This window comes from Pseudomonas sp. R28(2017) (assembly GCF_002112505.1).
GTDB lineage: Bacteria > Pseudomonadota > Gammaproteobacteria > Pseudomonadales > Pseudomonadaceae > Aquipseudomonas.
Genome location: NZ_NEHW01000003.1, coordinates 178,218 through 196,269, shown reverse-complemented (window position 1 = coordinate 196,269; position 18,052 = coordinate 178,218). Strand labels below are relative to the sequence as shown.

Below are 18,052 nucleotides of genomic sequence, written 5' to 3'. Positions count from 1 at the left end.
GAAGATTGTGGGGGGCATGAGGTGCTCGGCTGGCACCGCTTAACCGTCGAGATGATTCCTACAATTTGCATGGTATCTGGACTACTGCGGCTCCAGTACTGACTGGTTTTGAATGCGCGTTTGGTGTTCACAAGGAAGCGCTTCTGATGGTTGACGTACTTGATAGCAGTGCAGGTAAAGCCCAGGATCTCGAAATGCCCTTTTTCGTAGTGTCGCCCATGAAACTTGGCGTGATGACATTCTTCACCGTGGGCTTTTACTGGTTGTATTGCTTTTATCAAAGTTGGAGGCTGCATAGGGGCAGGACGGGCGAAAATGTAAGCCCTTTCTGGCGATCTTTTTTCGGAATATTCTTCATTTATCCGTTGCTGAGGCGAGTAGATGAACACATTCGCCTCTCAGGTAAATCCTGTGCCTGGAGCATCCTCAGTCTGACGTTGGGTTACTACGGCATCTGTTTGCTGGGTCTCGTTGTCAGTGTCGTTCTTGTAGATCAGCTGTGGCCCTCTTATGTGGTGGGGTTCATCTTTCAGCTGGTTTGGGTGGCGTGGATGATGTCCGTGCAAAAAGGCATTAATCTTGCCGCCGGTGAAGTGGCGGGAGAGAGCAATGGTCATTTTACTGCGAGCAACTGGGTCTGGATTTTGATATGTACCGCGATCAGAGTGGCGCAGCTATTTGCCCTGATCGAGCTTTCATCCCTGATGTGAGGCGAAGTTTTACTGCGGCGATGGCAGTGGAGATTCAGGCTGTACGTCTTGGGCATGCAATCTCCAGTGCCATGGTCTTGAGGCAGCCTTTTCAGCGCTGAAAAGGAGTGCCGTCAGCATTCAACGGGCGGAAGTATCCTTTGATGCAACCAAGGTTGCGGACGCAAATCTGAATGTGGGTTTCTTGCCTGAACGAAGTGCCCGGATAGATTTCGGCTCCCTCCAGAAACGGCGAGCGAATCGACTCGTAGGGCTCTTGGCCTGTAATCTCTCGGGCTGAGTGGAGGTACTGGAAAACAGCGCAGTCGAGGAATCTTTTCAAGTTGTCAGGATCGCCTGAGAAGCCGGGCTTGTTCTTGGGCAGAACATCAGTGTTGGCAGCTAACAGGTGATAGGCTTCTCCAAGCTCTGTCAGAGCACCTTCCTCTGTCAGGTTGAGGCACAGCCCGAGGTCGATGATTGCACCAACGACGTAGGGTTCTTTTATTGATCCTTTCCCACGCTTGTACTTCCTGATGAGGTGGGCGTAGCTCAACGCACGCTCTGGGCTGTTTTCCCAAAGATAAGCGCCGTCACCGAGCCAGTCATAATCATTTTTGCTGGGTGATATCTGCTCACCCGCCAGTATGGCTTCATCGACTTCACGATCACAGCCATGAAACCCGAAAACGATTGAAGGGGACTGTTGATACATTTATCGGTAACGGGCTCTGAGCTTGCCTTTAGCAGTGAACACACCCGTCATGGCACGGAACGCTTTAGCCTCAGCTGGATTGTCGGCAAGTATCTGTGCCAACTGTCGAATGCGCTGAGCAGATTCTATGTACGGGTTATCAGCTTTGGGCTTGTTGGCGGCTTTTGTAGTCATTCCGACCTCCAAGGGGGCGTACGGGTGGCGATCATGGTAAACCTCAAGATGCGCTCGTCGAGTTTGTCAGTGTAACGGTCCCTGGAATCCTGGAAAATCTCAGATCTTTACCGCATCTTGTAGTCCATTTCCGAAAGTTGCGCTCAACTGCTCCAAAGCATGCGCCCATTAAAAAGGAGAGCCGAAGCTCTCCTTTTCATCAACAACCCTTGGCGTCAGCCAATGGTCATCAGGCTGGCGTTACCGCCCGCCGCCGCAGTGTTCACACTCACCGCCCGCTCGATCACCAGGCGCTCCAGTGCAATCTGGTGGTCGCCGCTGGACAGCCCGTGCACACCGACGATCGCGCCAGCGCGCTTGGCCACCTGCTGGCAAACGCTGCGCAGCTGGTCAGAGTCGCCGTGATGGATCACGGCGTCGAACGCCACTTCGTCCTTGTTCCAGTCCGCCACCAGCTTGACCTTGGCCTGCAGCTCCTTCGGCAGGCGAGCGCGCAAGGCCTTGCCCGGCTCTGCATCAGCCCACACCGCCGAGCTACCGACCGCCAGCACGGCAGCGAACTGAGCCAGCAGGTCGGCCTCGTTGTCGGCAAGGCACAGCACGTGCTCACGCGGCAGGATGGTGTAGGTGTTGCGCTCACCGGTCGGGCCGGGCAGCAGGCGGGCGATGCCGCTCTGCGACTGGCTCGCGAACTGGTCGCACAGCGCGGCCAGTTCGGTCTGCTGGTTGCTCTCGGCCCAGGCCTTGAGGGTGTGCAGCGGCTTGATCAGCTGGTCGTGCAGGGCACGGTCCGGCTGGCCTGCGCCATCCTGCTGCTGGAAGTGGCGGCCGATCGCGTCGGCCGGGCGGGTCGACAGCAGGCGGTACAGGTACAGCGGGCCACCGGCTTTCGGGCCGGTGCCGGACAGGCCTTCACCACCGAACGGCTGCACGCCCACCACAGCGCCAACGATGTTGCGGTTGACGTACATGTTGCCGGCGTTGGCGGTTTCCACCACCTTGGCGATGGTCTCGTCGATGCGGGTGTGCACGCCGAGGGTCAGGCCGTAGCCGGAAGCGTTGATCTGCTCGATCAGCTGATCGAGGTTGCGGCGGTTGTAACGCACCACGTGCAGCACCGGGCCGAAGATTTCACGCTTCAGTTCATCGAAGCTGTCCAGCTCGATCAGGGTTGGCATGACGAAGGTGCCACGCTTGATCTCGGCGGTATCGGCGATTGCCACTTGATAGACAGTGCGGCCTTTTTCGCGCATCCCCTGGATGTGCTTCTCGATACCGGCCTTGGCCTCGGCGTCGATCACCGGGCCGATGTCCACGGCCAGGCGGTCCGGGCAGCCCAGGCGGCTTTCGGCCATGGCGCCCTTGAGCATTTCGATCACGCGGTCGGCGGAGTCTTCCTGCAGGCACAGCACGCGCAGGGCCGAGCAACGCTGGCCGGCGCTGTCGAAGGCGGAGGAGACCACATCGATGACCACCTGCTCGGTCAGCGCCGAGGAGTCGACGATCATCGCATTCTGGCCGCCGGTTTCGGCGATCAGCGGGATCGGCCGGCCCTGGTTGTCCAGGCGCCCGGCGACGTTGCGCTGCAGCAGTCGGGCCACTTCGGTGGAGCCGGTGAACATCACGCCTTTGACGCGCTCGTCACCGACCAGGCCGGCACCGACGGTTTCACCGCGACCTGGCAGCAGTTGCAGCACGCCTTCCGGAATGCCGGCCTCCAGCAGCAGGCGCACGGCTTGGGCGGCGATCAGCGGGGTCTGTTCGGCTGGCTTGGCAAGCACCGGGTTGCCGGCAGCCAGGGCTGCGGCCACCTGGCCGGTGAAGATCGCCAGCGGGAAGTTCCACGGGCTGATGCACACCACCGGGCCCAGCGGGCGGTGAGCGTCGTTGCTGAAGTCGTGGCGTGCCTGCACTGCGTAATAGCGCAGGAAGTCCACGGCTTCGCGCACTTCGGCGATGGCGTTGGCGAAGGTCTTGCCGGCTTCGCGGATGAGCAGGCCCATCAGCGGCTGGATTTCGGCTTCCATCAGGTCGGCGGTGCGCTCCAGGATCGCGGCGCGCTCGGCTGGCGGGGTGGCCTGCCAGATCGGCGCGGCGTTCAGCGCGCACTGGATGGCATTGTCGACGTCAGCGACGGTGGCTTCCTGCACGTGGCCGACCACGTCGCGGTGGTCCGCCGGGTTCAATACCGGCACAGCTGCAGCTTCGCTGGCGGCGCAGGCCAGCAGCGGGGCGGCTTTCCAGTCGTTGTTGGCAGTGGCCAGCATGGCGCAGGACAGCGACGCCAGGCGGTGTTCGTTGGCCATGTCGATACCGGCCGAGTTGGCGCGGTCGCTGCCATACAGCTCGCGTGGCAGCGGGATGCGTGGGTGCGGCAGGCCGATGCTGCCTTCCTGGGTGCCCATGCGCTCGATGCTGGCGACCGGGTCGGCGACCAGTTCCTGAATGGAAATCGAGTGGTCGGCGATGCGGTTGACGAACGAGGTGTTGGCGCCGTTCTCCAGCAGGCGGCGGACCAGGTAGGCCAGCAGGGTTTCGTGGGTGCCGACCGGGGCGTACACGCGGCACGGACGGTTCAGCTTGCCGTCGGCGACCTTGCCTACAACCTGTTCGTACAGCGGTTCACCCATGCCGTGCAGGCACTGGAATTCGTACTGGCCCGGGTAGTAGTTCTGGCCGGCGATGTGGTAGATGGCCGACAGGGTGTGGGCGTTGTGGGTGGCGAACTGCGGGTAGATGGCTTCCGGCACGGCCAGCAGCTTGCGGGCACAGGCAACGTAGGACACGTCGGTGTACACCTTGCGGGTGTAGACCGGGTAGCCTTCCAGGCCTTCGACCTGGGCGCGCTTGATCTCGCTGTCCCAGTAGGCACCCTTCACCAGGCGGATCATCAGGCGGTGGCGGCTGCGCTTGGCCAGGTCGATGACGTAGTCGATCACGTACGGGCAGCGCTTCTGGTAGGCCTGGATAACGAAGCCGATACCGTTCCAGCCCGCCAGGGCCGGCTCGAAGCACAGGCGCTCGAGCAGGTCGAGGGACAGCTCCAGGCGGTCGGCCTCTTCGGCGTCGATGTTCAGGCCGATGTCATATTGCTTGGCCAGCAGGGTCAGCGACAGCAGGCGTGGGTACAGCTCTTCCATCACGCGCTCGTACTGGGCACGGCTGTAGCGTGGGTGCAGCGCCGACAGCTTGATCGAGATGCCCGGGCCTTCATAGATGCCGCGGCCATGGGAGGCTTTGCCGATCGAGTGAATGGCCTGCTCGTAGGACGCCAGATACTTCTGTGCGTCATGCTCGGTCAGTGCGGCTTCGCCAAGCATGTCGTAGGAGTAACGGAAGCCCTTGGCTTCGAAGCGGCTGGCATTGGCCAGGGCTTCGGCGATGGTTTCGCCGGTGACGAACTGCTCGCCCATCAGGCGCATGGCCATGTCGACGCCCTTGCGGATCATCGGTTCGCCACTCTTGCCGATGATGCGGGTCAGCGAGGAGGTGAGGCCGGCTTCATTATGGGTGGAGACCAGCTTGCCAGTCAGCAGCAGGCCCCAGGTGGCGGCGTTGACGAACAGCGACGGGCTGTTGCCCAGGTGCGGCTGCCAGTTGCCGTTGCTGATCTTGTCGCGGATCAGGGCGTCGCGGGTACCTTTGTCAGGGATGCGCAGCAAGGCTTCGGCCAGGCACATCAGGGCAACGCCTTCCTGGGACGACAGGGAAAACTCCTGCAGCAGGCCCTGGACAATGCCGGCACGGCCGCCAGCACTCTTCTGGTTACGCAGTTTTTCGGCGATGCCGGCGGCCAGCTTGTTGGTGGCTTCGGCCAGCGGGGCACTCAGGCGCGCCTGCTCCAGCAGCATCGGCACCACTTCCTGCTCGGGGCGGCGGTAGGCGGCGGTGATCGCCGAACGCAGGACCGACTGCGGCAGGATGCTCTCGGCGAATTCGAGGAAGCACTGGTGGGCGTGGTCTGGCTGGACCTCGCCAGCGTCATCGGCCAGGTTGTTGGCGTGACCGTTGAGTTCGGTCAGGGTGGCGCCACCCTCGAGCTTCTCCAGGTAATTGAAGATCGCTTGTTTGATCAACCAGTGCGGCGTGCGGTCGATGGACTGCGCAGCTGCTTTGAGTCGCTCACGGGTCGGGTCGTCAAGTTTGACCCCAAGGGTGGTCGTCGCCAATTTCTTATCCTCATTATTGCCACGGTTGTGGCTTAAGCTGCGCCAAGATTAGCGGTAGGCGATTTCGGGTGCAACCAGGTGCAACCCGTTTTTTTCGAGGAAAAGGTGCAACTCGTCTGGCGATATTTCCTACAGCAAAAAAAGAAACCATTACAGTGCCTTTTCTTATGAAAAACCCGGTTTTTGCTCCAAAAAGAAGCAAGAAACGGGATTTTTCTGAAAGGGCACGGCCGGGTGCAACTTGCAAATGAAAAATGGTTGCACCGACTTTGCGTTGTTGCATAGCATTCGCCGCCTGGGTGCAACCGTCTTCAAGCAGGTTGCGCATGAGATAAAAACAAACGCCAGGGCACACGCATGGGCAATCCACTAACGATCACCTTCGTGATCTACATCGCGGCAATGGTGCTGATCGGTTTCGCAGCCTATCGCTCCACCAACAACCTTTCCGACTACATCCTCGGCGGTCGCAGCCTGGGCAGCGTGGTCACCGCGCTCTCCGCCGGTGCTTCCGACATGAGTGGCTGGCTGCTGATGGGCCTGCCGGGCGCCATCTACTTCTCCGGCCTTTCCGAAGCCTGGATCGCCATCGGCCTGACCGTCGGTGCCTACTTGAACTGGCTGTTCGTTGCCGGCCGTCTGCGCGTGCAGACCGAGCACAACGGCGATGCACTGACCTTGCCGGACTACTTCTCCAGCCGCTTCGAAGACACCAGCGGCTTGCTGCGGATCATCTCGGCGATCGTCATCCTGGTGTTCTTCACCATCTATTGCGCCTCCGGCATCGTCGCCGGTGCCCGCCTGTTCGAAAGCACCTTCGGCATGCCGTACGAGACCGCCCTGTGGGCCGGTGCCGCAGCGACCATCGCCTACACCTTCGTCGGTGGCTTCCTGGCGGTGAGCTGGACCGATACCGTGCAGGCTTCGCTGATGATCTTCGCGTTGATCCTCACTCCGGTGATCGTGCTGATCTCCACCGGTGGTTTCGATACCACCTTCCTGGCCATCGAGGCGCAGAACCCGGCCAACTTCGACATGCTCAAGGGCGCAACCTTCGTCGGCATCATCTCGCTGATGGGCTGGGGCCTGGGTTACTTCGGCCAGCCGCACATCCTGGCGCGCTTCATGGCCGCCGACTCGGTGAAATCGATCGCCAACGCCCGTCGCATCTCCATGATCTGGATGATCCTGTGCCTGGCCGGTACCTGCGCCGTGGGCTTCTTTGGTATCGCCTACTTCTCGGCGCACCCCGATCTGGCGGGCCCGGTCACCGAGAACCATGAGCGTGTGTTCATCGAGCTGGCCAAGATCCTGTTCAACCCGTGGATCGCCGGTGTGCTGCTGTCGGCCATCCTGGCGGCGGTGATGAGTACCCTGAGCTGCCAGCTGCTGGTCTGCTCCAGCGCCCTGACCGAGGATTTCTACAAGGCCTTCCTGCGCAAGAACGCTTCGCAGGGCGAGCTGGTGTGGGTCGGTCGCCTGATGGTGCTGGCCGTGGCCCTGATCGCCATTGCCATGGCGGCCAACCCGGAAAACCGCGTGCTGGGTCTTGTCGCCTACGCCTGGGCTGGTTTCGGTGCGGCCTTTGGCCCGGTGGTGCTGATCTCGGTGCTGTGGAAAGGCATGACCCGTAACGGCGCCCTGGCCGGCATCGTGGTGGGTGCGCTGACCGTGATCCTGTGGAAGAACTTCGACACGCTCGGCCTGTACGAAATCATCCCTGGCTTCCTGTTCGCCAGCATTGCCATCATCGTGGTGAGCAAGCTGGGCAGCCCGTCGCAGGCGATGGTGCAGCGCTTCGAAACCGCTGACGCGGCGTATCACGCTGACAAGTAATCCCCGTTGAATCGGTGGCGCCTGCCTCGCGGGCGCCGCCGATCAGCAGTCAGGCCTGACTCCGCCTGCAAGGCAAGGTAAACTTGCCACCCCCGCAGGAGTTGCCATGAACTATCGTCACGCCTTCCACGCCGGCAACCACGCCGACGTCCTCAAACATATCGTGCTGACCCGCCTCATCGCCCTGATGTCGCGCAAGGAGCAGCCGTTCGCCTACATCGACACCCACGCCGGCCTCGGCCTGTACGACCTGCAAGGCGACCAGGCGACCCGCACCGGCGAATACCTGGAGGGTGTCGCTCGCCTGTGGAACCGCGATGACCTGCCGGCCATGGCTGCGGACTACCTGCGCATCATCAAGCGCCTGAATGCCGATGGTGAACTGCGCTACTACCCGGGTTCGCCCGAGCTGGCACGTCGCCTGATGCGTCAGCAGGACCGTGCGTTGCTCAACGAAAAGCATCCGGAAGACGGGCCGCTGCTCAAAGAGAACATGAAGAAGGACCCGCGCGTGGTCGTGCACCTGGGCGAAGGCTGGCACGTGCCACGGGCCTTGCTGCCCGTGCAGGAAAAGCGCGCGATCATGCTGATCGATCCGCCGTTCGAGCAGGCTGACGAGCTCAAACGCTGCACCACCTCGATGAAAGAGGCAATCGGCCGCATGCGCCAGACCGTCGCGGCCATCTGGTACCCGATCAAGGACCAGCGCTCGCTGACCCGCTTCTACCAGGACCTGACCAGCACTGGCGCGCCAAAGCTGCTGCGGGTCGAGCTGTATGTGCACCATCAGGACAGTCCGCAAGGCCTCAACGGCTCGGGCCTGGCCATCGCCAACCCGCCGTGGGGGCTGGAAGAAGAACTGCGCGAACTGCTGCCGTGGCTGGCCAAGGAGCTGGCGCAGACGGCCGGCAGCTTCCGCATGGACTGGCTGATCGCTGAGTAATCAGGCTTGCACGCGCGCCGCGGTCCCTGTGGGAGCGGCTTTAGCCGCGAAGCAGGCGACGCGCTGGATGGCACCGGCAAAGCCGGTGTTCGCGGCTAAAGCCGCTCCTACAGGTAATGCAGTGTCAGCCCTGATCTTTGCGTTATAATCTCGCCCTTTAGCCGCCACCCGCCCATGAGGCCGCTGGCGCATCTCTACCGAATGAAGAGGCTAATCCCTTGGCATTGACGATTCTTGGCCTGTCCGGCGCCCTTAGCCATGACCCTTCCGCGGCCCTGTACATCGACGGCAAACTGGTTGCCGCCGCCGAAGAAGAGCGCTTCGTGCGTGACAAGCATGCGAAGAACCGCATGCCCTACGAGTCGGCGAAGTTCTGCCTGGAGCAAGCCGGCATCAAGCCGTCCGACGTTGACGTGGTAGCCATCCCGTTCGCCCCGATCAGCCTGTTCGGCAAGGCCCGCTGGCACTATGCCAAGCGTTACTGGTACGCCCCGGACCGCGCCCTCGACGCGATCCTGATGGGTAACCGTCGCTACAAGCGCTACCGCAAGAAGATCGTCTGGTGCCTGGAGCAGCTGGGCTTCGACCCGAAGAAGATCAAGATCGAGCCGGTCGAGCACCACCTGGCCCACGCGTCCAGCGCCTACCACTGCTCGGGCTTCAAGGAAAAGACCGCGATCCTCGGCATCGACGGCAAGGGCGAGTACGCCACCACCTTCTTCGGCTACGGCGAAAACGGCAAGATCCACAAGATCAAGGAATTCTTCGATCCGGACTCGCTGGGTGGCCTGTACGGCGCGATCACAGAATTCCTCGGTTTCGAGATGCTCGACGGCGAGTTCAAGGTCATGGGCATGGCGCCGTACGGCGACGCCAGCAAGTATGACTTCTCGCGCCTGGCCAGCTTCGAGAATGGCGAACTGGTGATCAACACCGAGTACGCCAACGTCATCGGCCTGCGCCGCCATAAAGAGAAGGGCAAGGGCTTCTACTTCTCGCCGAAGCTGATCGAATGGCTGGGTCCCAAGCGCGAAGGCGACATCGCCGACGAGCCGTACATCCACTACGCGGCCAGCATGCAGGCGCTGTTCGAGAAGATCGCCCTGCAGATGATCGACCACTACCTGGGCGACACCCTGCGTGAAACCGGCAAGCTGGCCTTCGCCGGCGGCTGCGCGCTGAACGTCAAGCTCAACCAGAAGATCATCGCCCGCTCAGACGTCAAGGAACTGTTCGTCCAGCCGGCTTCCGGTGACGCCGGTACCGCCGTCGGTGCTGCAGCCTATGTTTCCCACGCCCGTGGCGTGCCGGTCGAGAAGATGGAGCACGTCTACCTCGGCCCTTCGTACACCAACGAAGATGTTATCGCCGCCTGCGCCCGTCACCCGAACGCGCCGAAGTGGCGCAAGCTCGACGACATGCCGCAGCGTATCGCCAAGATCATGGTCGAAGGCAACCCGGTGGCCTGGTTCCAGGGCCGCATGGAATTCGGCCCGCGTGCCCTGGGCGGGCGTTCGATCATCGGCTGCCCAAGCGTGCCGGGCGTGGCCAACCGCATCAACGAGCAGATCAAGTTCCGCGAACGCTGGAGACCTTTCTGCCCGTCGATGCTCGATACCGTCGCCCCGCAGATGATCAAGGTCGATCACCCGGCGCCGTTCATGACCTTCACCTTCGAAGTGGCTGAAGAGTGGAAGACCCGTGTGCCGGAGGTGGTCCACGAGGACGGTACTTCGCGTGCCCAGGTGCTCAAGCGCGAATACAACCCGCGCTACTACGACATGATGAAGGCGCTGGAAGACCTGACCGGCAACGGCGTGTCGCTGAACACCTCGTTGAACCGCCGTGGCGAGCCGATGATCTGCTCGCCGACCGATGCGCTGAACATGTTCTTCGGTTCGGACCTGCAGTACCTGATCATGGAAGACATCCTGGTCGTGAAGGACGGCGCAGCCGCCTATGACCAGCCGCTCTGAAGCGCGGATCCTGCAGTTCTGCCATGGCTATGACGGGCCGTTCCTCGATTGTGCCCGTCAGTACGCCAGCCTGTTCCAGGGCAGCGGCTACAAGGTCACTACCGTGTTCCTCACCGGCGCCGCCGACCCGCAGGTTGCGGCTGGCTGTGCGTCGGACGAGGTGCTGTTTCTCGAATTCAGCTCCAAGGCCGTGCGGGGCCTGAAGCTCGGCGCGATTCGGGCCCTGCGGCGCATCGCGGCGGAGCGCAACTTCAGCTTCTGCATCGCTCACCGTTTCAAGCCGATCTACGTCGCGCTGCTGGGCACCGGCTTGCCGGTGATCGGTGTGCACCATGCGTTCGGCGACTATGAGCGCAAGGGGCGGCGTCTGTTCGCCAACCTGTTCAGCAAGCGCCTGAGCTTGCTGGGTGTGTCGGATGCGGTGCGTGACGACATGCGCCGTTGCCTGCCGCAGTGGCCGGCCGAGCGAATCCAGACCCTGTACAACCGTATCGATATCGACGCCCTGCAAGCTGCCCTGGTATCTCGTGCCGAGGCCCGCGAAGCGTTGGGCCTGGACGCCCAGGCATGGGTGGTCGGCAATGTCGGCCGCCTGCACCCTGACAAGGACCAGGCAACCTTGCTGCGCGGCTTTGCCGAAGCGCTGCCAGGCCTGCCGGCCGGCGCACGCCTGGCAATCCTCGGCAAGGGCCGCCTGGAGGCCAAGCTCAAGGCGCAGGCTGCCGAGTTGGGCATTGCCGCGCAGGTGGACTTCCTCGGCCAGGTGCCGGATGCCCGTCGCTATTTCCAGGCCTTCGACGTGTTTGCCCTGAGCTCCGACCATGAGCCGTTCGGCATGGTCCTGCTCGAAGCCATGGTCGCCGGCGTGCCGGTGCTGGCCACGGCCTGCGGCGGTGCGCGTGAGGTGGTCGAAGGTGTTGGCGTGCTGTTCCCGTTGGCCGATGGCGGGCAACTGGCGCAGGGCCTCAAGCACATGGCTGCGCTGGATCAACAGCAGCGCGATGCCTGCGCCGCGCACATGCTGCGGCGCCTGCACGAGCGTTTCTCCGACCAGGCCGTGCGCGAGGCGTTCTGGCAGTTGCCACAGGTTCGTGCGCTGGTGGGGAAGGCTTGATGCTCAATCATATCCAAGCCTTTCGCGAACGCGGTTGGCAGGCCATCGATGCACCGACCTATGCCCAGGCGTGGGCGCGTTTCGGTGGCAGCGTCGCGACGCACCCGTTGGTGGTCGAGCAACTGGCCGATCTGGCCCAGATTCCGGTGCGTTACCTGGGCTGTTATCAGGCGGGCGAGCTGAAAGCCGCTATTGCGACCTGGGGGCGCCACCTGGCGTTGGCCAAGGACGTGCTCAAGCGTGCCGGCAAGAAAGCCCTGTTCGACCTTGGCAATGCCGAGATCATCCTGCCGGCGGCGGCTGATGCTGGCGCGCCGTTGCGCCACGCTGCACGCTACTTGTCCGAGCTGAACCAAGGCCGCTTCAGCGGTCTCAAGGTGCAGAAGGAGCAGCTGGCCATGGCCCGCGCCCATGAAGACCTGTCGAAGAAGTTCCGCTACAACCAGCGCCGCGAATTGCGCCTGCTGGAAGAGGCGGGCGGCGTGGTGCGCCCGATCAGCGACTTCAGCGCGCAGCAGATCGCCGCCATGTACTGCGACCTGTTCCAGCGCCGCTGGGGCTTCCCGGCCACCGGTGCCGAGCGCATGGCCGATGTGCTGGAGCGCCTGCGCGAGCTGCTGATCGGTTCGGTGCTGATGCTCGACGATAAGCCAATCGCCATCCAGCTGGTGTATCGCGTCGAAGCGCCCGAATGGATCAGCGTCGAATACATCAATGGCGGCGTCGACCCGGAGACCAAGGCCTTCAGCCCCGGTAGCGTGCTGAGCTTCCTCAATACCCAGGCAGCCTGGGAAGATGCCCGGGCGCGCAACAAGCCCCTGCGCTTCTCGTTCGGGCGTGCCGACCGTGAGTACAAGGACCGTTGGTGCAACCCTGTGCCGGTATTCCAGTCGTGAGCCGCAAACAGCAGCTGCTCAAACGCCATCGGCGCAACAAGCGCCTGGGCTTGCTGGCCAGCCTGGTGGTGCTGGTGGCGCTGGGTGTCTTCAGCTGGTGGTGGCTGCCGCTGTTGCTGCTGCCGCTGCTCTGGGCCGCTCACGAGGCGTGGTTCGCCGATCACCTGTTCTATGCGCCTGGCGAGGATTACGCCTATCGTTTTGGCGAACTGACCCACGAGGCGCCGGTCGTGCTGCGCGACGGGCTGCTCAAGGTGGGCGCGGCGTTGCAGGGCGATGAAACCTTGGTGCTTGAGGTCCGGGTGAAAAGTGGCTGGCTGGGGCGCTTCCTGGACCCGCGGGTCGAGCTGCACGGCGCCGAACTCGGCGACCGGCAAACCTTCGAGCGTGGCGTCGATGGGCTGCGCTTCCTCAACCTCACCGGGCTGGCGTCACCTCTGCAGGCGGGCACGCTGCGCCTGCGCGGGCGCCATTGTCGACTGCAGGGTGAGCCACGCCTGTGGGTAACGCCCAGCGTCGATCTTCAGCGCCGCCGCGTGATGGTGATAGCGCCGCATGCCGACGATGCCGAGCTGGCGGCTTATGGTTTGTACAGTCAGGCAGACGAGACTTGGGTGGTGACCCTGACTGCGGGTGAGATCGAGGCCGAGCACTATCAGCAGATGGGCCTGGGCAAGTCGGAGGCTGCCCGCCTGAAGGGCCGCCTGCGCGCCTGGGACAGCATCGCCGTACCGCGCTGGGCCGGCGTTCCCGAGTCACGCTGCTTGCAGTTGGGGTATTTCTGCCTGCAGCTGCCCATCATGCAGGCCGTCCCTGATCAGCCTGCTGCGTCCCGCGAAGCGGACATGGCCGATATCCGCCCGTTCCGCCAGTTCAACCCGTTTACGCTGCCGGCGGACCGCGATGGTGCGCCAACCTGGCAAAACCTGCTGGCCGACTTGCGGGCCCTGCTGGAAATGGCCAGGCCTGAAGTGCTGGTCATGCCGCACCCGCAGCTTGATCCGCACCCCGACCATATCTGCGCCCAGGCGGCCGTCATGGAGGCCCTGCAGGGCTTGCCCTGGCAGCCGCAGACACTGCTGTGCTACGCCAACCACCTGCATGACAACGACCGCTGGCCCATGGGCGACAGCGGCGATGGCGTGGCCTTGCCTCCGCAGTTGAGCGCCGAACAGGCCTGGGCGCCATGCACCCTGCTGCTGGATGTCGCTACCCAGCGTGACAAGGCCATGGCCCTGGGCATGATGCACGACCTGCAGCCCCCGGCACCGTTCAAGCGCCGCCTGCGCCGGTTGCTGCAGCGCTGGCTGGCGGGGCGCAGCGCGTCGCCTTACGGGGAGAACGAGTTCTTCCGCAAGGCCGTGCGCCGGCACGAATTGTTCTGGCGGCGTGAGCTGTAAACCCGACCGCGATGGCGCAGAGCGCCCAAGGAAAGTAATGAAAGTCCTATTTCTGGTACAGAAGGAACAACGTGCGATCCTCGATCGCCTGTACGACGGCGTCGCGGCCAACTGTGAATGCGACCTGCGCTGGCTGAGCAGCGAGGACCAGCGCAACCTGCGCCGCTATTTCAAACGTGAAGTGCAGGTCGAGCGCTATGACCGCATTGTCTTCTTCCTGCGCTTCAAGCAAGAGATGCGTCAGGCTGCCTTCATCCGCACGGTGCCGAACCTGGTCATTCTCGAGCACGACGCCTACCAGAACTACATTCCCTGCAAGTACACCGGCAAGTTCAGTGCGCATTACCGCAAGCTGCCGTGGGCGCGGGTGATCAGCTCGGGCTACAGGGTCAGCGAACGCCTGCGCCAGGAGGGTTTCGACGCGGTGTTCGTGCCCAAGGGCTACGATGAGCAACTGCTGGCCGACCAAGGCCGCGAGCGCGATATCAAACTGGCCTTCGTCGGCAGCACCAACAGCGTCGCCTACAGCGGGCGCAAGGCGCTGCTGGATGAACTGGGGCGGGTCGAGAACCTGGTGGTGACCCGCACCAAGTCGGGTGAGGACTACTGCAACACACTCAACCGTATCCAGTTCTTCGTCAGTGCCGATGTCGGCATGGGCGAGTATATGATCAAGAACTTCGAAGCCATGGCCTGTGGCTGCGTGCTGCTGGCATACGACCAGGGCGAAGCCGAGAACCGCGCACTGGGCCTGCAGGACATGGTCAACGTCGTGTTCTATGACAACATCCCGATGCTGCAGGCGAAGTTGCGCATCTTGCGGGAAAACCCTGCGCTTGCGCAGCAAATTGCCGAAAAGGGTCGAGAGCTGGCAGTGTCGCGTTTCAGTTTCGCTGCTGTGGGGCGCAGCATTGTTGAACATATGCGCCCGGCACTCAGGCCGCAGCCGCCGCTGTCTGCGTGGCAGCGCTTGCGGCTTAAGCTGGGCTTCTAACCTGAATATTCCAGCCTATGCTGAAGGGAGGGTGTCTACCCGGCTCTACGCCGGGACAAGACGGGCATTGACGCAGCGCTTGGATACCCTGGTCGGCATGGGATCTTTTTTTTCTGTCATTGACGTTGCAGTCCCATCTGGCTTGCACGGGAGAGCGGCGCTATCCCCATGAATATTGTCAACATGATGTGGGCGGGCGGTTCGCCGTACATGTCCATCCATAAAGTCCATCAACAAGTGCTGTCGCACGCGGGGGCCGACGCCCGTATCAGTAACTGGTTGCTACTCGGTGGTGAGCGGTGCCACGCTTGGGGTACGACCCGCGTATGGCACATGCCGCAACGTGCATTGAAGGGCAAGCACCTGTGGCGTCTATTGAGGCCTTGGCTGCGTCTGCGTCTGCAGCGGGCGCTGAAGGAAGCTGGGGCGGACGTGATCCTGCTCGATGGCGTTGGTGTGGCGCGGTTGGTTTTGCCAGTGATGCAGCGGATCCCTGAAGTTCGGGCCAAGGTCCTGTTCCATGGCATGACCCGCCTGAACGACAGCGATGTGAAGTTGCTCAACAGGCTGCCTGTAGAGCGGTTGAGTATCGCTGCAGTCTCGCACACCTTGGCGCGTTCGCTGGAACATGACATTGGCCGGCCAGTACAGACCCTTCGCATGGCGTTTGACCCGCAAGCGTTTGCCAGGCCGCTGCTCAGTCGTGAGCAGGCGCGCCAGGTATTGGCGCTGCCAGCCCGGGGGCTGCTGCTCGGCGCCGTGGGGCGGCTGGTCGAAAGCAAAGGTTTCGAGATGATCATCGAGGCCTTCGCCAGAGCTGCGGGGCATACGGGCATGCAGCTTGCGATTGTCGGTGACGGCCCCCTGCGCGCCAGCCTGCAGGCTCGGATAGATGGCCTGGGCCTGACCGATAGCGTGCGTCTGTGTGGCCATCACGATAACTTGCAGCAACTATACCGGGCGTTTGACTGGCTCCTGGTACCTTCGCGTGCCGAAGGCTTGGGTCTGGTAGTGCAAGAAGCCGTCATGGCGGATGTGCCGGTGGTTTGCAGCGATTTGCCGGTGTTTCGCGAGCAATTGCAGGAGTCGGGGTGTTACCTGGCAGTTGGCGACGTGGAAGCCTGGGCGCAGCAGATCGCGTGTTGCGATGTAGCTGGCGCGCTGGCGCTGGCCGCCCGGCAACGGCAGGCGCTGGCGCCGGAGGCCGCATGGCAGGCTTTCTGCGACGGGGCGCACAGCCTGCTGCGTGGTTGAGATCAGTGCGCCAGCAAGGCCGCTTCGAAATCGGCGAGGGGGAACCGGTCTGTCAGCTTCTCCCGCTCAATGTAACGTACCATGTGCTGCACATTGCGACGGATCATGCGGGCAGACAGTGGCGGGCGCAGGAAACGCATGTCTGCCACGTCGATCAGGCCGAGGCGCTGGCCAGTCGTGACGACTACATTGCCCAGATGCAGGGAGCGGAAATAGATACCGCTGCGGTGCAGGTGGCGGATCAGTTCGATCAGGCGGGGCAGGTAGTCATCCCAGCTGAAACCGGAGTCGCGAGACATTTGCAACAAGGTGCGTCCGGGCAGTGGGCGATATAGCACGGCTGTTCTACCCGGCACATCCAGTCTGTGCTGGCTGATCACCTCAAGGGTCGGGATACCTAACTGTGCAAGGCGCGCGGCATTGTCGACGAAACGTTGCGAGTAAGGACGCAGCAGCGCAGATGAAATCAGTCGCTTGCGACGAAATACCTTAAGGAAATTTCCATCGCCAAGCAGGTAGACTTTGGCGCCATGACTGTCAGCCTCCAGTACCTGGGCGCCTAGTATCAGCTGATCGAAGTCGACCTGGGAGAGCCGGGAGCATTGCATGAGTTGAGCCTTGTCGTCTGGCGAACAATTTGACCGGCAATAATGCCGAAAATAACGCTGCAGCACCAACGTATGGTGTCGTTGATTGACCGAGGGGACCTATGGTCTACGAGAAAAACTGGGTTAAGGCCTGGTTGGGGTTTGGTCTGGTGTGGTTCTTAGGGGCGATTGCCCTGGCGCCTAGCAACAAGTTTTATCAGCAAGGTTTGGTTCTGTTCCTGTGGGTGCCCATGCTGCTGCTCGCCTGGCCGGCTCGGCGGGTGCTGGTCGAAGCCTGGCGGCGGCAACCGGCGATGTGGGTCAGCATCGTGTTGCTCATGGTGTGGGGGCTGATCAGCCTGGCTTGGACCTCTGCCGAAGATGCGGGTCGTGAGGCCAAGCGTTTACTTTACATATTCGTGTTCTTGCTGGCGTTCCCTATGCTGGCACAAGCCGGCGCTGCCCGTGTCCGGCACCTGTTGCAGGCGGGTAGTGCAATGCTGGCCTTCGCTGCCTTTGTGTCGATCGTGCATTTCTATGGCCTGCAGGGCGAACCTTTGAACGCGCGGCTGACCGGTATCGGCGGAATCTCGCATCCGATTCTCGGTGCCTATGTGGTGGCTGCCGCAGCGCTGTTGCTGCTGTATCAGATGCCCCGCCAACGGCTTGCCCGGGCTGGTTGGTTGCTGGCATTGGCCTGCATGGGCGCCTTCGTCGTGCTCAGTCAGAGCCGAGGTGCAGTGTTGTCCTTGCTGTTTACTTTGTTGCTTGCCCCACTATGGTGTCGGGACCGGCATAGCCGCGTGATTGCGGTGATGGCAATTGTCAGCATCGGGCTGGCCATCTTTGCCATGTATGACCTGCTAACTGCGCGCGGTGTGTCTTATCGTCCACAGATCTTCGAGGTGGTATTGAGCATGATCGATGCGCATCCGTGGGGTGGGTTGGGCCTTGGATCCTCCTACCGCGTGAGCGTTGCGGGCCTTCAGTTCGATCATTCCCATAACATGTTCACCCACGTCGCCTTGGAATTGGGGCTACCCGGCATGCTGCTGTGGGCTGTAGTCTGGCTGTTCGCCCTAGGTGAGATCGTTCGCGCCCGGCATACCTCGATGGGCAAGATCCTGCTCGGTCTCTGGGTCTTTTCGACAATGGCGATGCAGTTCGATGCTGCCAGCCTGACGGCCACACCGCGCGCGGAGTGGTTCGTCAGTTGGCTGCCGGTTGCTCTGGTCATGTTGTTGCCATGGATGCGTGCCGAAAATGATGCCTGTGGTAAAATTTCCGGTTCAACCTGAACAGCGA

General features: G+C 62.3%; 15 protein-coding genes. 10 read left to right on the top strand and 5 right to left on the bottom strand.

Annotation, left to right across the window (positions count from 1 at the left end; translation table 11 throughout):
* The first annotated feature begins 146 nt into the window (after window positions 1-146).
* Window positions 147-710, top strand: a complete 564-nt coding sequence (locus tag CAF78_RS06355) for a hypothetical protein (protein ID WP_085676722.1) — start codon at window positions 147-149, stop codon at window positions 708-710.
* Window positions 711-801: 91 nt separating this feature from the next.
* Here the strand turns inward: CAF78_RS06355 and CAF78_RS06350 are convergent, their stop codons facing one another.
* From CAF78_RS06350 to CAF78_RS27745, 4 genes are all read right to left on the bottom strand, one after another.
* On the bottom strand, window positions 802-1,404 hold the full coding sequence (locus CAF78_RS06350; RefSeq protein WP_085676723.1) for a hypothetical protein: 603 nt from the start codon (window positions 1,402-1,404) through the stop codon (window positions 802-804).
* Window positions 1,405-1,578 carry a hypothetical protein gene (locus tag CAF78_RS28540; RefSeq protein ID WP_177408502.1) on the bottom strand — a complete coding sequence of 58 codons (174 nt, stop codon included), beginning with the start codon at window positions 1,576-1,578 and terminating at the stop codon, window positions 1,405-1,407.
* Window positions 1,579-1,793: 215 nt separating this feature from the next.
* The gene (gene putA / locus CAF78_RS06345) at window positions 1,794-5,747 is read right to left on the bottom strand and encodes a trifunctional transcriptional regulator/proline dehydrogenase/L-glutamate gamma-semialdehyde dehydrogenase (protein WP_085676724.1); all 3,954 of its coding nucleotides are present in this window, start codon (window positions 5,745-5,747) and stop codon (window positions 1,794-1,796) included.
* 13 nt (window positions 5,748-5,760) lie between these two features.
* The gene (locus CAF78_RS27745; protein WP_143515023.1) at window positions 5,761-6,075 is read right to left on the bottom strand and encodes a hypothetical protein; all 315 of its coding nucleotides are present in this window, start codon (window positions 6,073-6,075) and stop codon (window positions 5,761-5,763) included.
* 29 nt (window positions 6,076-6,104) lie between these two features.
* On the opposite strand from CAF78_RS27745, the gene putP reads away from it, so the two are divergent.
* The 8 genes from putP (at window position 6,105) to CAF78_RS06305 (ending at window position 16,160) form a co-directional block, all read left to right on the top strand.
* Window positions 6,105-7,583, top strand: a complete 1,479-nt coding sequence (putP, locus tag CAF78_RS06340; RefSeq protein WP_085676725.1) for a sodium/proline symporter PutP — start codon at window positions 6,105-6,107, stop codon at window positions 7,581-7,583.
* Between the two features lie 106 nt (window positions 7,584-7,689).
* Window positions 7,690-8,526: a 23S rRNA (adenine(2030)-N(6))-methyltransferase RlmJ gene (locus CAF78_RS06335; RefSeq protein WP_085676726.1), complete on the top strand. Its 837-nt coding sequence runs from the start codon at window positions 7,690-7,692 to the stop codon at window positions 8,524-8,526.
* Between the two features lie 218 nt (window positions 8,527-8,744).
* Window positions 8,745-10,502 carry a carbamoyltransferase gene (locus tag CAF78_RS06330; protein ID WP_085676727.1) on the top strand — a complete coding sequence of 586 codons (1,758 nt, stop codon included), beginning with the start codon at window positions 8,745-8,747 and terminating at the stop codon, window positions 10,500-10,502.
* Window positions 10,486-11,616, top strand: a complete 1,131-nt coding sequence (locus CAF78_RS06325) for a glycosyltransferase (RefSeq protein ID WP_085676728.1) — start codon at window positions 10,486-10,488, stop codon at window positions 11,614-11,616. The genes CAF78_RS06330 and CAF78_RS06325 overlap by 17 nt, the downstream gene beginning before the upstream one ends.
* A complete protein-coding gene (locus tag CAF78_RS06320) occupies window positions 11,616-12,512 on the top strand; it encodes an antimicrobial resistance protein Mig-14 (RefSeq protein WP_085676729.1) in 897 nt (298 codons plus the stop codon). The genes CAF78_RS06325 and CAF78_RS06320 overlap by 1 nt, the downstream gene beginning before the upstream one ends.
* The gene (locus CAF78_RS06315) at window positions 12,509-13,912 is read left to right on the top strand and encodes a PIG-L deacetylase family protein (RefSeq protein ID WP_085676730.1); all 1,404 of its coding nucleotides are present in this window, start codon (window positions 12,509-12,511) and stop codon (window positions 13,910-13,912) included. Before CAF78_RS06320 ends, CAF78_RS06315 begins: the two co-directional genes overlap by 4 nt.
* Window positions 13,913-13,949: 37 nt before the next feature.
* The gene (locus tag CAF78_RS06310; protein ID WP_085676731.1) at window positions 13,950-14,906 is read left to right on the top strand and encodes a glycosyltransferase; all 957 of its coding nucleotides are present in this window, start codon (window positions 13,950-13,952) and stop codon (window positions 14,904-14,906) included.
* Between the two features lie 168 nt (window positions 14,907-15,074).
* Window positions 15,075-16,160 carry a glycosyltransferase gene (locus tag CAF78_RS06305; protein WP_085676732.1) on the top strand — a complete coding sequence of 362 codons (1,086 nt, stop codon included), beginning with the start codon at window positions 15,075-15,077 and terminating at the stop codon, window positions 16,158-16,160.
* Between the two features lie 2 nt (window positions 16,161-16,162).
* Here CAF78_RS06305 and CAF78_RS06300 read toward each other — a convergent pair whose 3' ends face one another.
* A complete protein-coding gene (locus tag CAF78_RS06300; RefSeq protein ID WP_085676733.1) occupies window positions 16,163-16,768 on the bottom strand; it encodes a toluene tolerance protein in 606 nt (201 codons plus the stop codon).
* Between the two features lie 101 nt (window positions 16,769-16,869).
* On the opposite strand from CAF78_RS06300, the gene CAF78_RS06295 reads away from it, so the two are divergent.
* Window positions 16,870-18,045 (top strand): O-antigen ligase, encoded by a 1,176-nt coding sequence (locus CAF78_RS06295; protein ID WP_085676734.1) that lies wholly within the window; start codon window positions 16,870-16,872, stop codon window positions 18,043-18,045.
* Window positions 18,046-18,052: the final 7 nt, after the last annotated feature.

Bases quoted from the DNA above. Each gene is read 5' to 3' on its own strand.
- CAF78_RS06355 (WP_085676722.1), top strand. From the start codon at position 147: ATGGTTGACGTACTTGATAGCAGTGCAGGTAAAGCCCAGGATCTCGAA.
- CAF78_RS06350 (WP_085676723.1), bottom strand. From the start codon at position 1,404: ATGTATCAACAGTCCCCTTCAATCGTTTTCGGGTTTCATGGCTGTGAT.
- CAF78_RS28540 (WP_177408502.1), bottom strand. From the start codon at position 1,578: ATGACTACAAAAGCCGCCAACAAGCCCAAAGCTGATAACCCGTACATA.
- CAF78_RS27745 (WP_143515023.1), bottom strand. From the start codon at position 6,075: ATGCGCAACCTGCTTGAAGACGGTTGCACCCAGGCGGCGAATGCTATG.
- putP (WP_085676725.1), top strand. From the start codon at position 6,105: ATGGGCAATCCACTAACGATCACCTTCGTGATCTACATCGCGGCAATG.
- CAF78_RS06335 (WP_085676726.1), top strand. From the start codon at position 7,690: ATGAACTATCGTCACGCCTTCCACGCCGGCAACCACGCCGACGTCCTC.
- CAF78_RS06325 (WP_085676728.1), top strand. From the start codon at position 10,486: ATGACCAGCCGCTCTGAAGCGCGGATCCTGCAGTTCTGCCATGGCTAT.
- CAF78_RS06320 (WP_085676729.1), top strand. From the start codon at position 11,616: ATGCTCAATCATATCCAAGCCTTTCGCGAACGCGGTTGGCAGGCCATC.
- CAF78_RS06310 (WP_085676731.1), top strand. From the start codon at position 13,950: ATGAAAGTCCTATTTCTGGTACAGAAGGAACAACGTGCGATCCTCGAT.
- CAF78_RS06305 (WP_085676732.1), top strand. From the start codon at position 15,075: ATGAATATTGTCAACATGATGTGGGCGGGCGGTTCGCCGTACATGTCC.
- CAF78_RS06300 (WP_085676733.1), bottom strand. From the start codon at position 16,768: ATGCAATGCTCCCGGCTCTCCCAGGTCGACTTCGATCAGCTGATACTA.
- CAF78_RS06295 (WP_085676734.1), top strand. From the start codon at position 16,870: ATGGTCTACGAGAAAAACTGGGTTAAGGCCTGGTTGGGGTTTGGTCTG.